Raw genomic sequence first — 18,876 nt, forward strand, 5'->3', positions numbered from 1 at the left:
CGCAAAAAAGCAAGCCGAGCCGGGCGCAAATAAAAACGGGACCCCCTGGGTCCCGTTTCTGGCTGCCGCCGGCGTGGCGCCGGCCTGCGGTTTTAAAGCACTGCCGCGATGGCGGCGGCCACCTTGTCGATGTTGCCGCTGTTCAGCGCAGCCACGCAGATCCGGCCGCTGGAGATGGCGTAGACGCCGTGTTCTTCACGCAGGCGGTCGACCTGCGCGGCGCTCAGGCCCGAGTACGAGAACATGCCGCGCTGCTTCAGCACGAAGCTGAAGTCCTGCTTGCCGCCGTGTTCCTTGATCTTGTCGACGAGCTGCTTGCGCATGAGACGGATGCGGTCACGCATTCCGGCCAGTTCTTCTTCCCAGAGGGTAAACAGCTCGGGCGTGTTGAGCACCGTCGAGACCACCGTGCCGCCGTGGGTGGGCGGGTTCGAGTAGTTGGTGCGAATGACGCGCTTGAGCTGGCTCAGCACGCGGGTGGCTTCTTCCTTGCTGCCCGCCACGACCGTCAGCGCGCCGACGCGCTCGCCGTACAGCGAGAACGACTTCGAAAACGACGAGCTGATGAACATGGTCATGTCCATGTCTGCAAAGAGGCGCACGACCGATGCGTCTTCGGTCAGGCCGTCGCCAAACCCTTGGTAGGCGATGTCCAGGAACGGGACCAGGTTGTTTTCCTTGACGACGGCGGCGATCTGCTTCCACTGGTCGGCGGTGGGATCCGCGCCGGTGGGATTGTGGCAGCACGCGTGCAGCACGACGATGGTCTTGGCGGGCGCCGCCTTCAGGTCGGCCAGCATCGCTTCGAAGTTCAAGCCGCGGGTGGTCGCGTCGTAGTAAGCGTAGGTGCCGACTTCAAAGCCGGCTCGCTCGAACAGCGCGCGGTGGTTTTCCCAGCTCGGGTCGCTGATCAGCACCTTGGAGCCCGGGAGAAGCTGGCGCAGGAAGTCGGCGCCGATCTTGAGCGCGCCGGTGCCGCCCAGTGCCTGCGTGGTCAGCACGCGGCCGGCAGCTGCCAGCGCGGAGTCCTTGCCCAGCAGCAGGGCCTGGGCGCCGCTGTTGTAGCCGGCAATGCCTTCGATCGGAAGGTATCCGCGGGCGGCGGCAGCTTCGATGCGGGCGGCCTCGGCCTTGCGCACTGCGCCCAACAGGGGAATGCGTCCCTGATCATCGTAATACACGCCCACGCCCAGGTTGACTTTACCGGGGCGGGTGTCCGCGTTGTATTGTTCGTTCAGACCAAGAATGGGGTCGCGCGGCGCGAGTTCGACGGAATCGAAAAGGGTGCTCATGGGACTCTGATGAGGTGGGTGGACGCAGTACGGAGTGCTGTGGATAATGGGGGGTTTACCCTGGAACAGTCTAGCATGCCTAAGAGCGCAATAGACCCGAGCGCGGGCGCTCCCGCCGCAGGTCCGGGATTCGTCGATTTCCCTGACAGCCCGTTTCATCTTTATCAGCCCTATCCGCCCGCGGGAGACCAGCCCACGGCCATCGAGGGGCTGACGCAGGGTGTCGAAGACGGCCTGATGTTCCAGACCCTGCTGGGTGTGACGGGGTCCGGCAAGACCTACACTATGGCCAACGTCATCGCGCGGCTGGGCCGCCCGGCGCTCGTCCTGGCCCCGAACAAGACGCTGGCCGCGCAGCTCTACGCCGAAATGCGCGAGTTCTTCCCGAAGAACGCGGTCGAGTACTTCGTTTCGTATTACGACTACTACCAGCCCGAAGCCTACGTGCCGACGCGCGACCTTTTCATCGAAAAGGATTCGTCGATCAACGAACACATCGAGCAGATGCGTTTGTCGGCCACCAAGAGCCTGCTGGAGCGCCGCGACACGATCATCGTAGGCACGGTGTCCTGCATCTACGGTATCGGCAATCCGGGCGACTATCACGCGATGGTGCTGATCCTGCGCGCCGGCGACCAGATCGCGCGGCGTGAAATCCTGGCGCGGCTGGTTGCCATGCAATACACGCGCAACGACGCCGAGTTCACGCGCGGGGTATTCCGCGTGCGCGGCGAAACCATCGACATCTTCCCGGCGGAAAGCGCCGAGCTCGCCCTGCGGGTCACGCTGTTCGACGACGAGATCGAAAGCCTGGAGCTCTTTGACCCGTTGACGGGCCGTATACGCCAGAAGCTGCCGCGCTTTACGGTCTACCCCGGGTCGCACTACGTGACGCCCCGCGACACCGTGCTGCGCGCCATCGAAACCATCAAGGAAGAACTGCGCGAACGCGTCAAGCGCTTCGTCGATGACGGCCATCTGGTGGAAGCCCAGCGGCTGGAGCAGCGCACCCGCTTCGACCTGGAAATGCTGCAGGAGCTGGGCTTCTGCAAGGGTATCGAAAACTACTCGCGCCACTTGTCCGGCGCCGCGCCGGGCGAGCCGCCGCCGACACTGATCGACTACTTGCCGTCCGATGCACTGATGTTCATCGACGAAAGCCACGTCACGATCGGCCAGCTCAGCGCCATGTACCGGGGAGACCGGTCTCGCAAGGAAACCCTCGTGCAGTACGGTTTTCGCCTGCCGTCCGCGCTGGACAACCGCCCGCTGAAACTCGAGGAGTTCGAGGCCCGCATGCGCCAGTGCGTCTTCGTTTCGGCGACGCCGGCCGCGTACGAGCAGGAGCACACCGACAATGTCGTGGAGCAGGTCGTGCGGCCCACGGGGCTTGTGGATCCGATCGTGCAGGTGCTGCCCGCGCGCACGCAGGTGGATGACCTGCTGGGCCAGATCAAAACGCGCGTTGCGCAGGGCGACCGTGTGCTGGTCACCACGCTGACCAAGCGCATGGCCGAGGATCTGACCGACTTCCTGAGCGAACATGGCGTGAAGGTGCGCTACCTGCACTCCGACATCGATACCGTTGAGCGCGTCGAGATCCTGCGGGACTTGCGCCTGGGCACCTTCGACGTGCTCGTGGGAATCAACCTGCTGCGCGAAGGGCTCGATATTCCTGAAGTGTCGCTCGTCGCCATCCTGGATGCCGACAAGGAAGGGTTCCTGCGTTCGGAGCGCAGCCTGATCCAGACCATCGGCCGAGCCGCGCGCAACCTCAATGGCCATGCCATCCTCTACGCCGATCGCATCACGGATTCGATGAAGCGCGCCATGGACGAAACCAGCCGCCGCCGGACCAAGCAGCTGCAGTTCAATGAGGATCACGGAATCACCGCGCGCGGCGTGCACAAGGCTGTGCGCGAATTGATCGACGGCATCGTGGCGCCGGCCCAGCACGACACGCTGGAAGCTGCCGTTCCCGCCGAGCTGCTCAAGGACGAGAAGGCGCTGGCGCGCGAAATCAAACGCCTGGAAAAGCTGATGATGGATCATGCCCGCAACCTGGAGTTCGAACAGGCCGCGGCAGCCCGCGATTCGCTTAATGCGTTGAAGCAACGCGTGTTGCTGGATGGGGCAGTCTAGGTCCGTCGGCGTGTTTCAATTCATGTCAAAACGCTGACATCGAGCTGAATCGTGGTGGAAGCTGCTGCGTTGCAATCAGGGTGTAACGATTCCGGATTTTTAACGCCCCATATTTTCAGTGGTTACCTGAACAACACCTTGCAAGTCAATGATTTTCAAGGTGATTGTAAGGTGGCTGGGTTGCTTTGAATCAATTGCGCAGGCGCAAAAAAAGCTTGCCTAATCTCGGGTTTTCCCGCACACTTGCTTCCATGATGACCAAGGTACTTTTCGTTTGCATGGGCAATATCTGTCGCTCGCCGAGCGCAGAGGGCGTGTTTCGCCATTTGGTGAATGACGCGGGTTTGGGCGATGTCGTGCGCATCGACTCCGCGGGCACGCACGCGTTTCATATCGGCGAGGCGCCTGATGCCCGGGCGCAGGCCGCAGCACGCAAGCGCGGCTACGAGATCACCCACTGCGAGGCGCGTCAGGTCACCGCGGAAGACTTCCGCGACTTCGATCTCATCCTTGCCATGGACTGGGACAACCTGTCCGCCATGCAGCAGCAATGCCCCAAGGCTTATCAGCACAAGCTGATGCTGCTGATGCGCTTTGCCAATGAGTTCGAAGAGGCCACCGTGCCGGATCCCTACTATGGCGGCGCGGATGGTTTCGGCAAGGTGCTGGACTATCTGGAAGACGCCTGTCAGGGCGTCCTCGAATTGGTCCGCAAGCGCGCCACCCAGTACCAGGCTGCTTGATTGCATGGGTGTAGGGCCGCCTGCAGAGCGGCTCTCAAGGTACAAGGCAGTGAAAAACCGCGCAGATGCGCGGTTTTTTGTAGCCCGGAGCCATACCAAATTAGTCGGGAATAGGCTATACTTGAGCCAATTACTCGGGTATTGACCGCTGGATTCGCTGGCGGCCATTGCCGAATCACAGGGAATTCACCATGCGGCTAACTACCAAAGGGCGTTTCGCCGTGACTGCCATGATCGATCTGGCTATGCGGCAGCATAGTGGGCCGGTCACTCTTGCGGCCATCAGCCAGCGTCAGAACATTTCGCTTTCCTACCTGGAACAGCTCTTCGGCAAACTGCGTCGCCACGAACTCGTGGACAGCGTGCGCGGTCCGGGTGGCGGTTATTCGCTTGCGCGCCTTGCGCGCAACGTCACGGTCGCCGACATCATTTTCGCCGTCGACGAACCCCTGGACGCCACCAGTTGCGGCGGCAAGCGGGACTGTACGAGCGGCAACGACGGCAAGCCGGGCAAGTGCATGACGCACGAACTCTGGGCCACGTTGAATCGCAAGATGGTGGATTACCTGGATTCGGTGTCGCTGCAGGATCTGGTCGATCAGCAGCGTGTGCGCCAATTGCAGGAAGCCAACAATCAAGCGCAGGCCTGCGCGGTGCGTGTGAATCGGGTGGGAGGCGCGCCTGCCGCCAACGCCCCGACCACCACCGTTGCCGCCAATGCCACCGTATAAGAAGTATCAGGAGTTGTAGAAATGACCACCCGTCCGATCTATCTGGATTATTCGGCCACGACGCCCGTCGACCCCCGCGTCGTGGACAAGATGGTGCCCTGGCTTTATGAAAACTTCGGCAACCCCGCCTCGCGCAGCCACGCGTTCGGTTGGGAATCCGAAGAAGCCGTCGAGCGCGCCCGTGAGGAAGTCGCCAAGCTGGTCAACGCCGACCCGCGCGAAATCGTCTGGACCTCCGGCGCCACCGAATCCGACAACCTGGCCATCAAGGGCGCCGCGAACTTCTATGCCGAACGCGGCAAGCACATCATCACCGTCAAGACCGAGCACAAGGCTGTGCTGGACACCTGTCGCGAGCTGGAACGGCAGGGCTTTGAAGTCACCTACCTGAACGTCAAGGACAACGGCCTGATCGACCTGGACGTCTTCAAGGCGGCGCTGCGTCCTGATACCGTGCTGGTGTCCGTGATGATGGTGAACAACGAAATCGGCGTGATCCAGGACGTGGAAACGCTGGGCGAAATCTGCCGCGAGAAGGGCATCATTTTCCACGTCGACGCCGCGCAGGCGACCGGCAAGGTGGAAATCGACCTGCAAAAGCTGAAGGTCGACCTGATGTCGTTCTCGGCACACAAGACCTACGGCCCCAAGGGCATCGGCGCGCTGTACGTGCGCCGCAAGCCGCGCATCCGCATCGAGGCGCAGATGCACGGCGGTGGCCATGAGCGTGGATTCCGCTCGGGCACGCTGGCCACGCACCAGATTGTCGGCATGGGCGAAGCCTTCCGCCTGGCGCGCGAAGAAATGGGGACCGAAAACGAGCGCATCCGCATGCTGCGCGACCGTCTGTGGAAAGGCCTGTCGGAGATCGAAGAGGTCTACCTGAACGGCGACATGGACCAGCGCGTGCCGCACAACCTGAACGTGAGCTTCAACTACGTCGAAGGCGAGTCCCTGATCATGGCGATCAAGGAACTCGCGGTCTCCAGCGGTTCGGCCTGCACTTCGGCCAGCCTGGAGCCGTCCTACGTGCTGCGCGCCCTGGGCCGCAACGACGAATTGGCGCACAGCTCGATCCGTTTCACGCTGGGTCGCTTCACGACCGAAAAGGAAGTGGATTTCGCCGTCGAACTGATCAAGAGCCGGGTTGGCAAGCTGCGCGATATGTCGCCGCTGTGGGAAATGGCCAAGGAAGGCATCGACTTGAACACCGTGCAGTGGGCCGCGCACTAAGCGCCCGCGCCTGGATATACGTGGAGAATTAACATGTCTTACAGCACCAAAGTTCTGGATCACTACGAAAACCCGCGCAACGTCGGTTCGTTCGACAAGTCGGACGACTCGGTGGGCACCGGCATGGTGGGCGCGCCCGCCTGTGGCGACGTCATGAAGCTGCAGATCAAGGTGAATGAAGCCGGCGTGATCGAAGACGCGCGCTTCAAGACCTACGGCTGCGGTTCGGCCATTGCCTCGAGCTCGCTCGTGACCGAATGGGTCAAGGGCAAGACGCTGGATCAAGCCATGAACATCCGCAACACGCAGATCGCCGAAGAGCTGGCCCTGCCGCCCGTCAAGGTGCACTGTTCCATCCTGGCCGAAGACGCGATCAAGGCCGCGGTGCAGAACTACAAAGAAAAGCACTCGGCCCCGGCCGAAGCTGTGGCGGGCTGATCATGTCCGTTACCCTGACCCAACAGGCTGCCACCCATATCGGCCGCTACTTGCAGAAGCGCGGAAAGGGTATCGGCTTGCGGCTCGGCGTTAGGACGACGGGCTGTTCCGGCATGGCCTACAAGTTGGAATACGTCGACGAGGTGGAGTCGGAAGATGTCGTCTTCGAGAGCTTCGGCGTGAAGGTCTTCATCGACCCCAAGAGCCTGGCGTACCTCGATGGCACGGAGCTGGACTATGCCCGCGAGGGCCTTAACGAAGGCTTCAAGTTCCGCAACCCCAACGAAAAGGCGACCTGCGGCTGCGGCGAGTCGTTCACGGTGTAAGTCTTGGCTGGTGACGACCACTTCAGCCTGTTCGGCTTTCCGGCGCGCTTCGAGCTGGACGCGCAGGCCCTCGAAAAGGCCTGGCGCACCGTCGCCGCGCAGGTGCATCCCGACCGCTACGCCACGGCCAGTCCCGCGGAACGCCGCGTGGCCATGCAGTGGGCGGCGCGTGCCAACGAAGCCTACCGCCAGTTGAAGGATCCGCTGCTGCGCGCGCGCTACCTGTGCGAGCAGGCCGGCGTGGACCTGCAGACCGAAAGCAACACGTCCATGGATGCGTCTTTCCTCATGCAGCAGATGACCTGGCGCGAGATGCTGGACGATGCGCGCGACGACGCCGGCATTCTGGACACGTTGCAGGCCGAACTGGACGAGACGCGCGCCGAGATGCGCGCCACGCTGACGCGCCTGCTGGACGACGAACGCGATTTCGAGGCGGCCGGTCGCAAGGTGCGGGAGTGGATGTTCGTGGAAAAGCTGGCTCAGGAGCTGGCGCACGTGCAGCCCGCGGGATAGCCAACGGCGCGCTGGGGCGTTCCCGAGATGGGCGCCTGCACGGCGCGGCCCATTGACCAGAAAAAGCAGAATCATGGCCTTATTGCAGATATCCGAGCCCGGTGAATCGCCCGCGCCGCACCAGCGCAAGCTGGCGGTCGGGATCGACCTGGGCACTACCAATTCGCTGGTTGCCGCCGTGCGCAGCAGCGTTGCCGAAGTGCTGCCCGACGCCCAAGGCCACGCCTTGCTGCCGTCGGCGGTGCGCTATTTTCCCGGCGGCAAGGTTACGACCGGGCGCGAGCCTTTGGCCCAGCAGGCCGAGGATCCGCTGAACACCGTCGTGTCCGTGAAGCGTTTCATGGGACGCTCGCTGGAAGAGGCGCGCGCCACGCGCGCGCCGTATGAATTCGTGGACGCGCCCGGCATGGTGCGCATCCGCACGGTCCAGGGCGACCTGAGCCCGGTCGAAGTGTCCGCGCAGATCCTGGCGGTGCTGCGCCAGCGCGCCGAAGACGTACTGGGCGACGAGCTGGTGGGCGCGGTCATCACCGTACCGGCGTATTTCGACGACGCCCAGCGGCAGGCGACGCGCGATGCGGCCCGGCTGGCGGGCCTGAACGTCCTGCGACTGCTGAACGAACCGACCGCGGCCGCGATTGCCTACGGCCTGGACCACGCCGCCGAAGGCGTATACGCCGTGTATGACCTGGGCGGCGGCACCTTTGATATTTCCATCCTGCGCCTGACCCAAGGCGTGTTCGAGGTCATTTCCACCGGGGGCGATACGGCGCTTGGCGGAGACGATTTCGACGTGCTGATCGCCGATCACGCGGTGGCCAAGCTGGGCGCCGGAGCGTTGTCGCCGGCTGAACGCCGTGGCTTGCTGATGGCCGCGCGCGCCGCGCGGGAAGCGTTGTCCGATGCCGAAACGTCCAGCTTGAGGCTGACGCTGTCCGGCGGCCGCGAGGTGGATCTGACCCTGACCCGCGCCGAGTTCGAGACGCTTGCCCAGCCGCTGATCGAGCGCACGCTGGACTGCGCGCGCCGCGCGCTGCGCGATGCGTCGCTCAAGCCCGCCGACGTGCGTGGCGTGGTGATGGTGGGTGGCGCGACGCGCATGCCCGTCGTGCGCGCCGCCGTGGCCAAGGTGTTCGGCACGGAGCCGTTGACTGACCTGGATCCTGACCAGGTGGTGGCGCTGGGCGCGGCCCTGCAGGCCAACCTGCTTGCCGGCAACCGCGCCCCGGGCGAGGATTGGCTGCTGCTGGACGTGATCCCGCTGTCGCTGGGCCTGGAAACCATGGGCGGGCTGGTCGAGCGCATCATCCCGCGCAACAGCACCATTCCCGTGGCACGCGCCCAGGAATTCACGACGTTCAAGGACGGCCAGACCGCCATGAGCATTCACGTGGTGCAGGGGGAACGCGATTTGGTGGCGGACTCCCGCTCGCTGGCGCGCTTTGAGCTGCGCGGCATTCCGCCCATGGTGGCAGGCGCCGCCCGCATCCGCGTGACCTTCCAGGTGGATGCGGACGGCTTGCTGAGCGTCACTGCCCGCGAACAGAGCCAGGGCGTCGAAGCCATGGTGTCCGTCAAGCCCTCTTATGGGCTGTCGGACGACGAGATCGCGCGGATGCTGGCCGACAGCGTGGCGCAGGCCGATACCGACGCCAAGGCCCGCATGTTGCGCGAGCAGCAGGTGGACGCGCGCCAACTGGTGGAATCAGTGCAGGCGGCGCTGGCCGTCGACGGCGACCTGCTGGACTCGGAAGAACGCAAGCGTGTCGACGAGTGCCTGCAAGCCGCCATCGCAGCGCAGCAGGCGCAGGACGTGGACACCGTGACGCAAGCGGTGCAGGCGCTGTCCGCTGCCACGGACGAGTTTGCCGCGCGCCGGATGGACCGCAGTATCCGCGCCGCGTTGGCCGGCCGCAAACTTGACGAAATCGCCTGATAAAAAGCTATGCCGAAACTGACTGTATTGCCTCATCCCGATTACTGTCCGGAAGGCGCGGTGATTGAAGACGCGCCCAAGGGCGTGTCGATCTGCCGGGTGCTGCTGGACAACCACATCGACATCGAGCACGCCTGCGAACTGTCCTGCGCCTGCACGACCTGTCACGTGGTGGTCAAGCAGGGCTATTCCTCGCTGGAAGACGCGACCGACGACGAAGAAGACTTGCTGGACAAGGCGTGGGGCCTGACCCCGACGTCGCGCCTGTCGTGCCAGGCGCTGGTGAAAGATGCCGACCTGACGGTCGAGATCCCCAAGTACACGATCAATCACGCCAAAGAGGGCCATTGATGAAGTGGACCGACACCTACGAGATTGCCGCTGCGCTGTACGACGCGCATCCTGATGTCGACCCCCAGACGCTGCGGTTTACGCAGCTTCGCGAATGGGTCATGGCATTGCCGGATTTCAGCGACGATCCCGCGCATTGCGGCGAGAAGATCCTGGAGGCCATCCAGATGGCCTGGATTGACGAGGCCGACTGACCGCCGGCTTGAAATACGAAGAACGCTCCATCCCGGAGCGTTTTTCTTTTTGGGGCCGGGCAAGGAGGCGAGCGCCTTGGCATGTCCTTGGCCGCCTGACATGCCGCCGTCGCGCGGGCCACGGTATCATCGGGTATCCGTACGTTGTCCATTCCCGACCGAGTCTACCGATGCCTGCTGCCCAATTGCGTTTTGGCCTGGCCGCCAATCGCCTGCACCACGAAACCCCCGATGCCGCCTTGTTCACCTGGCTGCGTGCGTGCTCGTCCACCATCCGTGAGCTGGGCGTGCAGTTGCACACGGTGGGGCGCACCCATGACGCCATCGTGCGCGAGGGCATGCTGCAGAGCTACCCCGGCCTGATCCGCTATCCGTATGGCCGCGAGGGCGGTCTGATGAAGCTGGTTGCGCGGGTCACCGAAGGCCGCGATGGGCAGGCGCCGTTCGACGGCGCGATCTACCTGATTGATCCCGTCGACCCGTCTTCGATTTTTCCCGAGGCATTGGCGCTCAAGCGCCAGTGCATCACGCATGGCCGTCCGTTCATCTCGACGCTGGCCGGCGCCATCGAATGGATGGAAGTCGAACGCATCCATGCCGGGCTGGCCCCGGATGCGTCCGTGTCCCGCCATTTCAACTTTGTGGGGCAGACGCTGGCGATGATCGCGCACGATGCGCTCAAGGACGAAATGGTCGCGTTTGCCAGCGAGCACTTCGATGTGTTGTCGCGCTTCGCGCGGCGCGTGGCCACCGGCACGACCGGCGGCCGGCTGAACGAGCTGGCCTGGTCGCGTGGCTGGCCCAAGGACACCCCCTGGGTCCATCGCTACCTGAGCGGGCCGCTGGGTGGCGATGCGCAGATCGCGGAACTGGTGCTGGAGCATCAATGCCAGCGCGTCATCTTCTTTGAGGACCCGCACGTCGCGCGCCAGCACGAGGCCGACATCCAGCTGCTGGAGCGCGCGGTCCGTGTCGTCACCGAGTCCGCCACCTGCGCGACGTCGCCCGCGGTGGCGCGGCGCTGGGCGCAAGCGGTGGAAAAGCGCGTGGTCTGAGCGCTACGCGCGCCTTGCGGCAGGGCCGGCGTCCCCGATGATCCGGGCGACCTGGTCCGCGACGGCCGCCGCCGCCATCGACAGCGGCAATACATCCGAACGACAAAGATATACCGGGCGGGTCAGCCTGGGCCTGCCGATCCGGCGCAGGGTCACCAAGCCGCGTTCGGCCTCCTGGCGCACGGCTTCGTACGAGAGGATTGTGTGCGCGATGCCGGCCTGCGCCAGTTCGATCAACTGGGGAATGGCGTTGGCCTCGGCGATGATGCGGAACTCGACCTGCTCGCGCTGCTGGTATTGATCCAGCAGCCGGCGCAGGCTGTGCGGGTTGCCCGGCAGCACGAGCGGCAGCGCCGAGACGGCGCTCAGGCTGATCGCCGGCAATGCGGCCAGGGTCGATGGCGGCCGTTTGGCGCGCTGTGCGGCCGGCGGCGATACGACCACCAATTCCTCGTCGATCAAGTGCTGGAACCGAAGATCGACCGATGCCTCGTCGCTGAATGTGAGTCCCAGGTCGGCATGGCCGGAACTGACGAAGCCTGGGATGTACCCGGTGCTGGACTCGATGATTTTCAGATAGACGCCAGGCCAGTGCGTCAGGCTGAACCGCAGCAATGGCACGGTCAGCAGCTTGGCCATGGACATCGACATCGCCAGCGATACCGTTCCGCGCGGCGTGCTGATGTCTTCGCGCACGTCGGCGCGGGCCGCGTCGATGCGGCCCAGGATCTCGCGGGCGTGCGCCAGCAGCCGCGCGCCGGCGGCGGTGGGCGTGACGCCGCGGGCGCTGCGATGCAGCAGCACGACACCCAGGTCTTCCTCCAGATTGCGGATGAGCAGGCTCAGCGCGGGTTGCGCCACGTGCAGCGCGCCGGCGGCGCGACTGATCGAACCCGTTGAAACCACGGCGACAAAGCATTGCATCGCGCGTATGGACAGGGACATTAGCGAGCCTCCGGATGCGCCAGGCCATCATTTTTTTGTTATGGCCTGCATATTTAAACGGTATTTCTAATATATCAATACGCTTCGCATAATGAGCGTCATTCCAGACCAAAAACACAGGAGACATCATGACGTTCAACAGAATTCTTGCCGCGTGCCTCGTTTCGGCGACGCTGCCCGCGCCCGCATTTGCGGATACCTGGCCATCCAAACCCATCACGCTGGTCGTGCCGTTTTCCGCGGGCGGACCAACCGATTTCATCGCGCGCCTGGTAGCCGAGCCGCTCTCGCGCGAGCTGGGACAGCAGGTCATCGTGCAGAACAAGCCGGGTGCCAGCGGCAATGTGGGCTATCAGAGCGTGCTGAATGGCCCGGCCGACGGCTACACGCTGATGCACAACACGGTGGCCATGCAGGCCATCAGCCCGCTGATGTATCCCAGCGCCAAGATGCATCCGTCGAAAGACTATGTGCCGGTCGGCACGACCGGGGCCATGCCCAACCTGCTGGTCGTGAACCCGGAGCGCACGCCCGTCAAGACATTGGCCGAACTGGTCGAGCGTGCCCGCAACGCGCCCCGTGGCTTGAGCTACGCCACATTCGGGCCGGGAAGTTCGCCGCACGTGTACGGGGCGTCGCTGCAAAAGCTTGCGAACTTTGAGGCGGTGGGCGTGGCGTACAAGGGTAGCGCCAATGCGGTGACCGACGTGATCGGAGGCCAGGTCGACTTCCTGTTCGACAGCATGTCCACCAGCATCGGCCAGGTGCAGGGCGGACGCCTGAAGGCGTTGGCGATCACGTCCGCGGAGCGTTCGCCGCTGTTGCCGGATGTGCCCACGCTTAAAGAGGCCGGCTATCCCAGCCTGGATCTGAAGTTCTGGTTTGCGCTGCAAACCCCCGCGGGCACGCCGGACGAGGTGGTGCAGAAGTTGCGCACCGCCGTCGCGAACGTCGTGGCGAGCGACGGCTACCGCAAGGCGATGCAGGAGCGCGGCGCGGAAGCCTTCCAGGTGGCGCCGGCCAAGCTGGACGACTTCTTCAAGCAGGAAACCGTCAAGTGGACGCAGGCCGCGAACACCATCGGACTCAAGGCGGAACAGTGAACACGGCAGGCGAAGATCGCATGACTCCATTGAAGAACATCACGGTCCTGGACCTGAGCAAGGTGCTGGCTGGGCCGCTGTGCGGCCAATACCTGGGCGAGCTGGGCGCGCGCGTGATCAAGGTCGAGCCGGTGGGCGCGGGCGATGACACGCGGGCCTGGCTGCCCCAGGATGCGGGCGAATCGGCGACCTTCCTGGCCGTCAACCACAACAAGCGCAGCCTGGCGGTGGACCTGAAAACCGAGGCCGGGCGTGCCGTGGTGCATCGGCTGGCAGCACAGGCCGACGTCGTGCTGCAGGGATTCGGCGGCAGGACCGCCGCGCGGCTGGGTGTGGATTACGAGACGCTGAGCGTCATCAATCCCCGCCTCGTGTATTGCGAGATCTCGGGCTATGGCCGGGAGGGGCCGATGGGCGAGGAGCCGGGCTACGACGTGATGTTGCAGGCCTTCAGCGGCATGATCAGCACCATGGGCGAACCGGGCGGCAACTTCGCGCGCGCCAGCTTTTCGCCGGTGGACCTGGGAACGGGCTCGTTCGCCCTGAGCGGCATTCTTGCCGCGCTCCTGGAGCGCAGCCAGACGGGCCGGGGACAGTACCTGGACGTGTCCCTGCTGGATACGTCGCTGGGGCTGATGTCGTACATGGCGCAGAACTACTGGCGCACCGGCAAGGTGCCGCGCCGCATGGGCACCGGACATCCCGCCATGTGTCCATACCAGGCGTTTCGCGCCGCCGACGGCGACCTCATGCTGGGCGTGGGCAACGACGCGCAGTGGCAGCGCTTCTGCGCGGTCGCGGACCTGGCGGCCGAGGCGAATGCGCCGGCGTTCGCAACCAATGCGGATCGCGTCCGCAATTTTGATGCCACCGTCGCGCTGGTGCAGTCGCGGATCGAGACGCGCACCGTGGCGCAATGGCTGGCTGCGCTCAAGCCGGCAGGGATCGCGTGTTCGGCCATCCATACGCTGGACCAGGCGCTGGCGCACCCGCAGGTCGCTGCGCGCGAGCTCATCGTCACCAGCCAGCATCCCGTCCTGGGCGAAGTGCGAAACGTGGGCCTGCCCGTGCGCTTTGGTCGCCAGCCGCGCAAGGCCGCGTTGCCGGCGCCGATGTTGGGCGAACACAGCCGCGAGATCCTGGCGGGACTGGGTTATGAAGCCTGCGAGATCGATGCGATGCTGTCCGATGGCAGCATTCAGCAGAATGCCCACAACGGAGACGCCGCATGACATCCCTGCGTTATGAAGTGCGCGATCGCATCGCGGAGATTCATCTGTGCCATGCGCCCGTCAACGCGCTGGATGTGGACGTGCTTGACGGGTTGATCAGCGCGCTGGAGCGGGCCAATGCCGATCCGGACGTGCGCGCGGTGCTGTTGGCGAGCGGCCTGCCCGGACGCTTCTGCGCCGGCCTGGATATGAAGAAGTTGTTGCAAAGCACGCCTGCGCGGGTGCACGAATTGCTGACCAAGCTTTACATCAAGCTGTACGACGCGCAATTCAATCTCACCAAACCGTCGATATCCGTAGTGTCAGGCGCGGTTCGCGGTGGGGGCATGACGGTGGCCATTTCCAGCGACATGATCGTGGCCGCGCAGAGCGCGACGTTCGGTTATCCGGAGATAGACGTCGGCGTGCTGCCCGCGATCCACTACGTGCATCTGCCGGGCATCGTGGGCAAGCATCGGGCTTTCGATCTGCTCTTTACCTGCCGCACCTTCAGCGCCCAGGAGGCGCACACGATGGGCCTGGTCACGCGGCTGGCGCCGGAAGGCGGATTGATGGAGCAGGCACGCGCCTTGGCGGGGATGCTGGCCGACAAACCGCCGCAGGTCCTGGCGATGGGCCGGCGCGCCTTCGTCTATGCCAATGACAATGAATACCGGCGCAAGGTGGCCACGGCGGTGGAGGTGTTCTGCAATGCCGCGGCCACGCTCGAAGCGCGGGAAGGCTTGAGCGCTTTCATGCAGAAGCGCGCGCCGGCGTGGGCCAACGCGGGCGATCCGCGCTAGCGTTGTTGGCCAGCAGGCATAGGCCAGTGGTTATCGGCCTGTAAAGCGGGGAGGGCGCTTTTCGCGGAACGCCGCGACGCCTTCGCTGAAGTCTCCGCGCGCGGCCGTGTCCAGGAAGCGCGCCGTTTCTTCGGCCAACTGGGTTTCCAGCGTGGCGTGTGCGGCGCTGCGCAGCAGGCTTTTTGCGCCCGCGATGCCGTGCGGCGCGTGGCGAGCGATGTCTTGCGCATAGGCTTGTGCCGAGGCCGTCAGCTCGCCCGCCGGGGCGGTGCGCGTGATGATGCCCCATGCCAGCGCCTCATCGGCCGTGAACGCGTCGTGTCGCAGCAATAGATCGAGTGCACGCTTGGGACCCACCGCGCGCATGAGGCCATGCGTCATGCCGGCATCGGGCGTGGCGCCCAGCTTCAGGTAGGCCGTCATGAAACGTGCGCCCGCGTCGGCGATGGCGAGGTCGCACGCCAGGACCAGCGACAGGCCCGCGCCCGCCGCGACGCCGTGGATCTGCGCCAGCCAGACCTTGTCCATCCGCGGGATGCGGCCGACAAAATCATTCAAGGGCGTGAACAGGTCGGACAGCGTGGCGCGCACGGTCGCGGGCTCGCCTGTGAACATGCCGATGTCGCCGCCCGCGCAGAACGCCTTGCCCGCGCCGCGCAGCAGCACGACGCGCAGTGCATCGCGCGTTTCGATCCATTGCGCGGCCCGTTGCAGGTCGCGCGCCATGGCGACGTCGATGGCGTTGAGCGCATCCGCGCGGTTGAGCGTGAGGGTGGCGAGTGCGCCGTCGGTCTCCAGCAGCAGCGTCTGGAACGTCGGTAGTTCCTGGTTCATGGCTTGTCTCCGTTTCGGGTAAATACCAACTGTCGATCTAAAAACCGCGATGCTAAGGTCTGAACCGAGCGCTTGCTTGGTTTTGTTTTAAGCACGCTTAGCGTAACGCATAGAACGATTTTCCGGCGCTGTACTGGCGTAGGTAAAGACAGGTTCGTTGCATCTCCTGCCTCGCGGGTTCGCCAGGTTCACCGTCGTAAAAAATGTCCGCCTCAGGCGGCAAGAAAACTTCGCATAACAAGCGGGGAGACAAATGGTGGATCAGTCCGACAGGCCTGCCTTGCTGGAGGCGGATGGGGTGACGCTGGCGTTCGGCGGGGTCAAGGCGCTGACCGGCGTGGGCTTTCGCGTCGCGCCCGGTTCCATCACTACGGTCATCGGCCCGAACGGCGCCGGCAAGACCTCGTTGTTCAACACCATCTCCGGTTTCTACAAGCCCGCTTCCGGGCAGATCCGTTTTGAAGGCCGCGACATCACGCGCATGGCCGCGCCCGAGCGCGCCAGGCTGGGCCTGGCGCGCAGCTTCCAGAACATTGCGCTGTTTCGCGGCATGACGGTGCTGGACAACATCAAGCTGGGCCGCCACGCACACCTGCGCACCAATGTGCTGGATGCGCTGTTTTATCTGGGACGTGCGCGCCGCGAGGAGATGGCGCTGCGCGCCGACATCGAAGAGCGCATCATCGATTTCCTTGAAATCGACCATATCCGCCACGCGCCGGTGGCCGCGCTGTCTTACGGTCTGCAAAAGCGCGTGGAACTGGCGCGGGCGCTGGCGATGCAGCCCAAGGTGCTGATGCTGGACGAGCCCGTGGCGGGCATGAACCGCGAAGAGACGGACGACATGGCGCGCTTCATCCTGGATGCGCGGACGGAGTGGGGCGTGACGGTGCTGATGGTTGAGCACGACATGGGCATGGTGATGGACCTGTCCGATCACGTCGTGGTGCTCAATTTCGGGCAGGTCATTGCCGATGGCACGCCGGCGCAGGTGCAGGCCAATCCGGAGGTCATCAAGGCTTACCTGGGCGCGGGCGATGTCGGCGACCTGCGCCGCCGGTTGCGGGAGGCGGCCTGATGGACTGGCTGTTCTTCCTGGAGGTCTCGCTGGCGGGCCTGGGCAGCGGCGGCCTGTATGCGCTGGCCGCGCTGGCCTTCGTCATCGTCTACAAGGCGACCCGCGTGGTCAATATCGCCATCGGCGAATTCCTGATGCTGGGCGCTTACGTGTTTTATGCGTTCGCCACGGGCATGGCGTGGCCGATCTGGCTGGCGATCGTGGGCGCGGTCGTCGTGTCCGGCGCGCTGGGCGCCGTGGTCGAGCGCCTGACGATACGGCCGATGCTCGGCGAGTCGCCGATCTCCGTTTTCATGATTACCGTGGGCCTGGCGTCCATCCTGGTGGGCGCCGTCGAACTCATCTGGACGGCGGACCAGCGCCGCCTGCCGGAGTTCATGCCGCGCGCGCCTGTCATGGTGGGCGAGGCGTTCGTGGCGCCCAAGGTGTTCTATGGGTTCTGGGTGGCGGTGGTCCTGGCCCTGCTGGTGCTGGTGGTGTTCCGCTACTGGCGCGGCGGGGTCGCGCTGCGGGCCACGGCGTCGGACCAGGGCGCGGCCTATGCCATGGGCATCAATGTGCCGCGCGTTTTTTCGCTGGCCTGGGTGACCGCGGGCGCGATCGCGGCGGTGTCGGGGGTGATCGTGGGCGCCATCGGCGGCATCTCTTCGTCGATGGGGGTGTTTGGCCTGTCGGTGCTGGTGGTCGTGATCGTGGGCGGCCTGGACAGCGTGGCCGGGGCGCTGGTCGGCGGCATCTTCATCGGCCTGCTGGAGGCTTGGGCCGGCGCCTACCTGGGCGGCGAATACAAGCTGCTGGCCACGTTTGTCGTGCTGGTCGTGGTGTTGATGGCCCGGCCCTATGGGCTTTTTGGCACCCGTGAAATCGAGAGGCTCTGATCCATGCGCATCGCGACTGCCAAGCAGACGTACCTGGCCGATGAGGCGCTTTTCGACACGCGCACGCAGCACGTGTGGCTGGCCTTGCTGGCGGCGTCGCTGGTGCTGTTTCCCTTCGTGGCCAATGCCTATTGGCTGTATCTCGCCTGTCTGGTCGCGATCAATATCGCGAGCGCCACGGGGCTGAACATCCTGACGGGGTATACAGGGCTGGTCAGCCTGGGGCAGGCGGCGTTCATGGGACTGGGCGCGTACACCGTGGCGGTGATGGAAATGCGCCTGGGCACGCCGGTCCTCGTCAACCTGCTTGCCGGCGGCGGCGTCGCGATGGTGGGCGGGCTGCTGGTCGGCATTCCTTCGCTGCGGGTCAAGGGGCTGTACCTGGCCATCTCCACGATCGCGGCGTCGTTCATCGCGCACTTCATCTTCGCGAACTGGCAGTTCACGGGCGGCACCAGCGGCCTGCAGGTGCCGCCGGCGCGGATCCTCGGCATGGACCTGGATACCTCGTTCAAGATCTACTGGTTGATCGTGCCCGTGACCGTGCTGATGGTGCTGGGCGCGGCGAATCTGTTCCGCACCCGCATCGGACGGGCCTTCATCGCGATCCGCGACCGGGACATTTCGGCCGAAGTGCTGGGCATCCGGCTGCTGCGCTACAAGCTGCTGTCCTTCGGGCTGTCTTCGTTCTATGCCGGCGTGGCGGGCGGGCTGTGGGCGTACTTCTTCCGCGTGGTCACGCCGGAGAGTTTTCCGCTCATCATGTCGATCTTCTTCCTGGCGGCCATCATCGTGGGCGGCATGGGATCGATTCTGGGATCCATCCTGGGCGCGCTCTTCATGACGATGGTGCCGGAGTTCCTCAAGCTGGTCGTCGGCTGGCTGCCGGTGGGCGGCGACGCGCTGCGGCTGATTTCGCCCGTGCGCACCATTGTTTTCGGCCTGCTGATCGTGGGCTTCCTGATCTTCGAGCCGCACGGGCTCGCGGAAATCTGGCGGCGCGTGCGCCGATTCTTTCACCTATGGCCATTTCGCACGTAGCGCGACGCGCGCGGCGTGACGGCGGC

20 protein-coding genes are annotated in these 18,876 nt (G+C 64.7%); 17 read left to right on the top strand and 3 right to left on the bottom strand.

Translation table 11 applies throughout. The features are described 5' to 3' along the window. Nucleotides 1-92: 92 nt before the first annotated feature. A complete protein-coding gene (locus tag ACZ50Q_RS11875; protein WP_464081615.1) occupies nucleotides 93-1,292 on the bottom strand; it encodes an amino acid aminotransferase in 1,200 nt (399 codons plus the stop codon). A 75-nt stretch (nucleotides 1,293-1,367) separates the two neighbouring features. Between ACZ50Q_RS11875 and uvrB the strand changes: the two genes are divergently transcribed. The 11 genes from uvrB (at nucleotide 1,368) to ACZ50Q_RS11930 (ending at nucleotide 10,957) form a co-directional block, all read left to right on the top strand. Further along, nucleotides 1,368-3,434, top strand: coding sequence for an excinuclease ABC subunit UvrB (uvrB, locus tag ACZ50Q_RS11880; RefSeq protein ID WP_076520398.1), 2,067 nt, complete (start codon nucleotides 1,368-1,370; stop codon nucleotides 3,432-3,434). 251 nt (nucleotides 3,435-3,685) lie between these two features. Further along, nucleotides 3,686-4,177: a low molecular weight protein-tyrosine-phosphatase gene (locus tag ACZ50Q_RS11885; protein WP_006386176.1), complete on the top strand. Its 492-nt coding sequence runs from the start codon at nucleotides 3,686-3,688 to the stop codon at nucleotides 4,175-4,177. Nucleotides 4,178-4,368: 191 nt separating this feature from the next. Further along, nucleotides 4,369-4,908 (top strand): Fe-S cluster assembly transcriptional regulator IscR, encoded by a 540-nt coding sequence (gene iscR / locus ACZ50Q_RS11890; RefSeq protein WP_092580324.1) that lies wholly within the window; start codon nucleotides 4,369-4,371, stop codon nucleotides 4,906-4,908. 21 nt (nucleotides 4,909-4,929) lie between these two features. Continuing rightward, nucleotides 4,930-6,141, top strand: a complete 1,212-nt coding sequence (locus ACZ50Q_RS11895; RefSeq protein ID WP_076520400.1) for an IscS subfamily cysteine desulfurase — start codon at nucleotides 4,930-4,932, stop codon at nucleotides 6,139-6,141. Nucleotides 6,142-6,174: 33 nt separating this feature from the next. Further along, on the top strand, nucleotides 6,175-6,579 hold the full coding sequence (gene iscU / locus ACZ50Q_RS11900) for a Fe-S cluster assembly scaffold IscU (RefSeq protein ID WP_076520401.1): 405 nt from the start codon (nucleotides 6,175-6,177) through the stop codon (nucleotides 6,577-6,579). 2 nt (nucleotides 6,580-6,581) lie between these two features. Then, nucleotides 6,582-6,905 carry an iron-sulfur cluster assembly protein IscA gene (gene iscA, locus ACZ50Q_RS11905; RefSeq protein ID WP_008159199.1) on the top strand — a complete coding sequence of 108 codons (324 nt, stop codon included), beginning with the start codon at nucleotides 6,582-6,584 and terminating at the stop codon, nucleotides 6,903-6,905. A 3-nt stretch (nucleotides 6,906-6,908) separates the two neighbouring features. Then, a complete protein-coding gene (gene hscB / locus ACZ50Q_RS11910; RefSeq protein ID WP_464081616.1) occupies nucleotides 6,909-7,421 on the top strand; it encodes a Fe-S protein assembly co-chaperone HscB in 513 nt (170 codons plus the stop codon). A gap of 73 nt (nucleotides 7,422-7,494) precedes the next feature. Next, nucleotides 7,495-9,357, top strand: a complete 1,863-nt coding sequence (gene hscA / locus ACZ50Q_RS11915; protein ID WP_464081617.1) for a Fe-S protein assembly chaperone HscA — start codon at nucleotides 7,495-7,497, stop codon at nucleotides 9,355-9,357. 9 nt (nucleotides 9,358-9,366) lie between these two features. Further along, the gene (gene fdx, locus ACZ50Q_RS11920; protein ID WP_092580329.1) at nucleotides 9,367-9,708 is read left to right on the top strand and encodes an ISC system 2Fe-2S type ferredoxin; all 342 of its coding nucleotides are present in this window, start codon (nucleotides 9,367-9,369) and stop codon (nucleotides 9,706-9,708) included. After that, on the top strand, nucleotides 9,708-9,902 hold the full coding sequence (gene iscX / locus ACZ50Q_RS11925) for a Fe-S cluster assembly protein IscX (RefSeq protein WP_076520406.1): 195 nt from the start codon (nucleotides 9,708-9,710) through the stop codon (nucleotides 9,900-9,902). Before fdx ends, iscX begins: the two co-directional genes overlap by 1 nt. Nucleotides 9,903-10,072: 170 nt before the next feature. Beyond that, the gene (locus ACZ50Q_RS11930) at nucleotides 10,073-10,957 is read left to right on the top strand and encodes a methylglyoxal synthase (protein WP_092580331.1); all 885 of its coding nucleotides are present in this window, start codon (nucleotides 10,073-10,075) and stop codon (nucleotides 10,955-10,957) included. 3 nt (nucleotides 10,958-10,960) lie between these two features. Here ACZ50Q_RS11930 and ACZ50Q_RS11935 read toward each other — a convergent pair whose 3' ends face one another. Continuing rightward, on the bottom strand, nucleotides 10,961-11,902 hold the full coding sequence (locus ACZ50Q_RS11935; RefSeq protein ID WP_464081618.1) for a LysR family transcriptional regulator: 942 nt from the start codon (nucleotides 11,900-11,902) through the stop codon (nucleotides 10,961-10,963). 128 nt (nucleotides 11,903-12,030) lie between these two features. Here ACZ50Q_RS11935 and ACZ50Q_RS11940 point away from each other — a divergent pair, with 128 nt between their 5' ends. From ACZ50Q_RS11940 to ACZ50Q_RS11950, 3 genes are read left to right on the top strand one after another with little or no spacing between them, the layout of a single operon-like run. Continuing rightward, a complete protein-coding gene (locus ACZ50Q_RS11940; RefSeq protein ID WP_464081619.1) occupies nucleotides 12,031-13,005 on the top strand; it encodes a Bug family tripartite tricarboxylate transporter substrate binding protein in 975 nt (324 codons plus the stop codon). 20 nt (nucleotides 13,006-13,025) lie between these two features. Further along, complete coding sequence (locus ACZ50Q_RS11945) at nucleotides 13,026-14,237, top strand: CaiB/BaiF CoA transferase family protein (RefSeq protein ID WP_464081620.1); 1,212 nt, start codon at nucleotides 13,026-13,028, stop codon at nucleotides 14,235-14,237. Continuing rightward, on the top strand, nucleotides 14,234-15,019 hold the full coding sequence (locus tag ACZ50Q_RS11950) for an enoyl-CoA hydratase/isomerase family protein (protein WP_464081621.1): 786 nt from the start codon (nucleotides 14,234-14,236) through the stop codon (nucleotides 15,017-15,019). Before ACZ50Q_RS11945 ends, ACZ50Q_RS11950 begins: the two co-directional genes overlap by 4 nt. A 30-nt stretch (nucleotides 15,020-15,049) precedes the next feature. Here ACZ50Q_RS11950 and ACZ50Q_RS11955 read toward each other — a convergent pair whose 3' ends face one another. Continuing rightward, the gene (locus ACZ50Q_RS11955; RefSeq protein WP_464081622.1) at nucleotides 15,050-15,853 is read right to left on the bottom strand and encodes an enoyl-CoA hydratase/isomerase family protein; all 804 of its coding nucleotides are present in this window, start codon (nucleotides 15,851-15,853) and stop codon (nucleotides 15,050-15,052) included. Between the two features lie 253 nt (nucleotides 15,854-16,106). Here ACZ50Q_RS11955 and ACZ50Q_RS11960 point away from each other — a divergent pair, with 253 nt between their 5' ends. Genes ACZ50Q_RS11960 through ACZ50Q_RS11970 form a run of 3 tightly spaced genes read left to right on the top strand, consistent with a single transcriptional unit; the run spans nucleotide 16,107 to nucleotide 18,850 of the window. Further along, complete coding sequence (locus ACZ50Q_RS11960; RefSeq protein WP_464081623.1) at nucleotides 16,107-16,931, top strand: ABC transporter ATP-binding protein; 825 nt, start codon at nucleotides 16,107-16,109, stop codon at nucleotides 16,929-16,931. Then, the gene (locus ACZ50Q_RS11965) at nucleotides 16,931-17,809 is read left to right on the top strand and encodes a branched-chain amino acid ABC transporter permease (protein WP_008159212.1); all 879 of its coding nucleotides are present in this window, start codon (nucleotides 16,931-16,933) and stop codon (nucleotides 17,807-17,809) included. Before ACZ50Q_RS11960 ends, ACZ50Q_RS11965 begins: the two co-directional genes overlap by 1 nt. 3 nt (nucleotides 17,810-17,812) lie before the next feature. Continuing rightward, nucleotides 17,813-18,850, top strand: coding sequence for a branched-chain amino acid ABC transporter permease (locus tag ACZ50Q_RS11970; protein ID WP_076520410.1), 1,038 nt, complete (start codon nucleotides 17,813-17,815; stop codon nucleotides 18,848-18,850). The last annotated feature ends 26 nt before the right edge of the window (nucleotides 18,851-18,876 follow it).

It is taken from the genome of Achromobacter sp. T5-5 (assembly GCF_055397965.1).

Coding starts and splice junctions, on each gene's coding strand:
- iscA (WP_008159199.1), top strand. CDS start 6,582: ATGTCCGTTACCCTGACCCAACAGGCTGCCACCCATATCGGCCGCTAC.
- ACZ50Q_RS11895 (WP_076520400.1), top strand. CDS start 4,930: ATGACCACCCGTCCGATCTATCTGGATTATTCGGCCACGACGCCCGTC.
- iscU (WP_076520401.1), top strand. CDS start 6,175: ATGTCTTACAGCACCAAAGTTCTGGATCACTACGAAAACCCGCGCAAC.
- iscX (WP_076520406.1), top strand. CDS start 9,708: ATGAAGTGGACCGACACCTACGAGATTGCCGCTGCGCTGTACGACGCG.
- ACZ50Q_RS11955 (WP_464081622.1), bottom strand. CDS start 15,853: ATGAACCAGGAACTACCGACGTTCCAGACGCTGCTGCTGGAGACCGAC.
- ACZ50Q_RS11970 (WP_076520410.1), top strand. CDS start 17,813: ATGCGCATCGCGACTGCCAAGCAGACGTACCTGGCCGATGAGGCGCTT.
- fdx (WP_092580329.1), top strand. CDS start 9,367: ATGCCGAAACTGACTGTATTGCCTCATCCCGATTACTGTCCGGAAGGC.
- ACZ50Q_RS11930 (WP_092580331.1), top strand. CDS start 10,073: ATGCCTGCTGCCCAATTGCGTTTTGGCCTGGCCGCCAATCGCCTGCAC.
- ACZ50Q_RS11960 (WP_464081623.1), top strand. CDS start 16,107: ATGGTGGATCAGTCCGACAGGCCTGCCTTGCTGGAGGCGGATGGGGTG.
- ACZ50Q_RS11950 (WP_464081621.1), top strand. CDS start 14,234: ATGACATCCCTGCGTTATGAAGTGCGCGATCGCATCGCGGAGATTCAT.
- ACZ50Q_RS11885 (WP_006386176.1), top strand. CDS start 3,686: ATGATGACCAAGGTACTTTTCGTTTGCATGGGCAATATCTGTCGCTCG.
- ACZ50Q_RS11945 (WP_464081620.1), top strand. CDS start 13,026: ATGACTCCATTGAAGAACATCACGGTCCTGGACCTGAGCAAGGTGCTG.
- ACZ50Q_RS11875 (WP_464081615.1), bottom strand. CDS start 1,292: ATGAGCACCCTTTTCGATTCCGTCGAACTCGCGCCGCGCGACCCCATT.
- ACZ50Q_RS11940 (WP_464081619.1), top strand. CDS start 12,031: ATGACGTTCAACAGAATTCTTGCCGCGTGCCTCGTTTCGGCGACGCTG.
- ACZ50Q_RS11935 (WP_464081618.1), bottom strand. CDS start 11,902: ATGTCCCTGTCCATACGCGCGATGCAATGCTTTGTCGCCGTGGTTTCA.
- ACZ50Q_RS11965 (WP_008159212.1), top strand. CDS start 16,931: ATGGACTGGCTGTTCTTCCTGGAGGTCTCGCTGGCGGGCCTGGGCAGC.
- uvrB (WP_076520398.1), top strand. CDS start 1,368: ATGCCTAAGAGCGCAATAGACCCGAGCGCGGGCGCTCCCGCCGCAGGT.
- iscR (WP_092580324.1), top strand. CDS start 4,369: ATGCGGCTAACTACCAAAGGGCGTTTCGCCGTGACTGCCATGATCGAT.
- hscA (WP_464081617.1), top strand. CDS start 7,495: ATGGCCTTATTGCAGATATCCGAGCCCGGTGAATCGCCCGCGCCGCAC.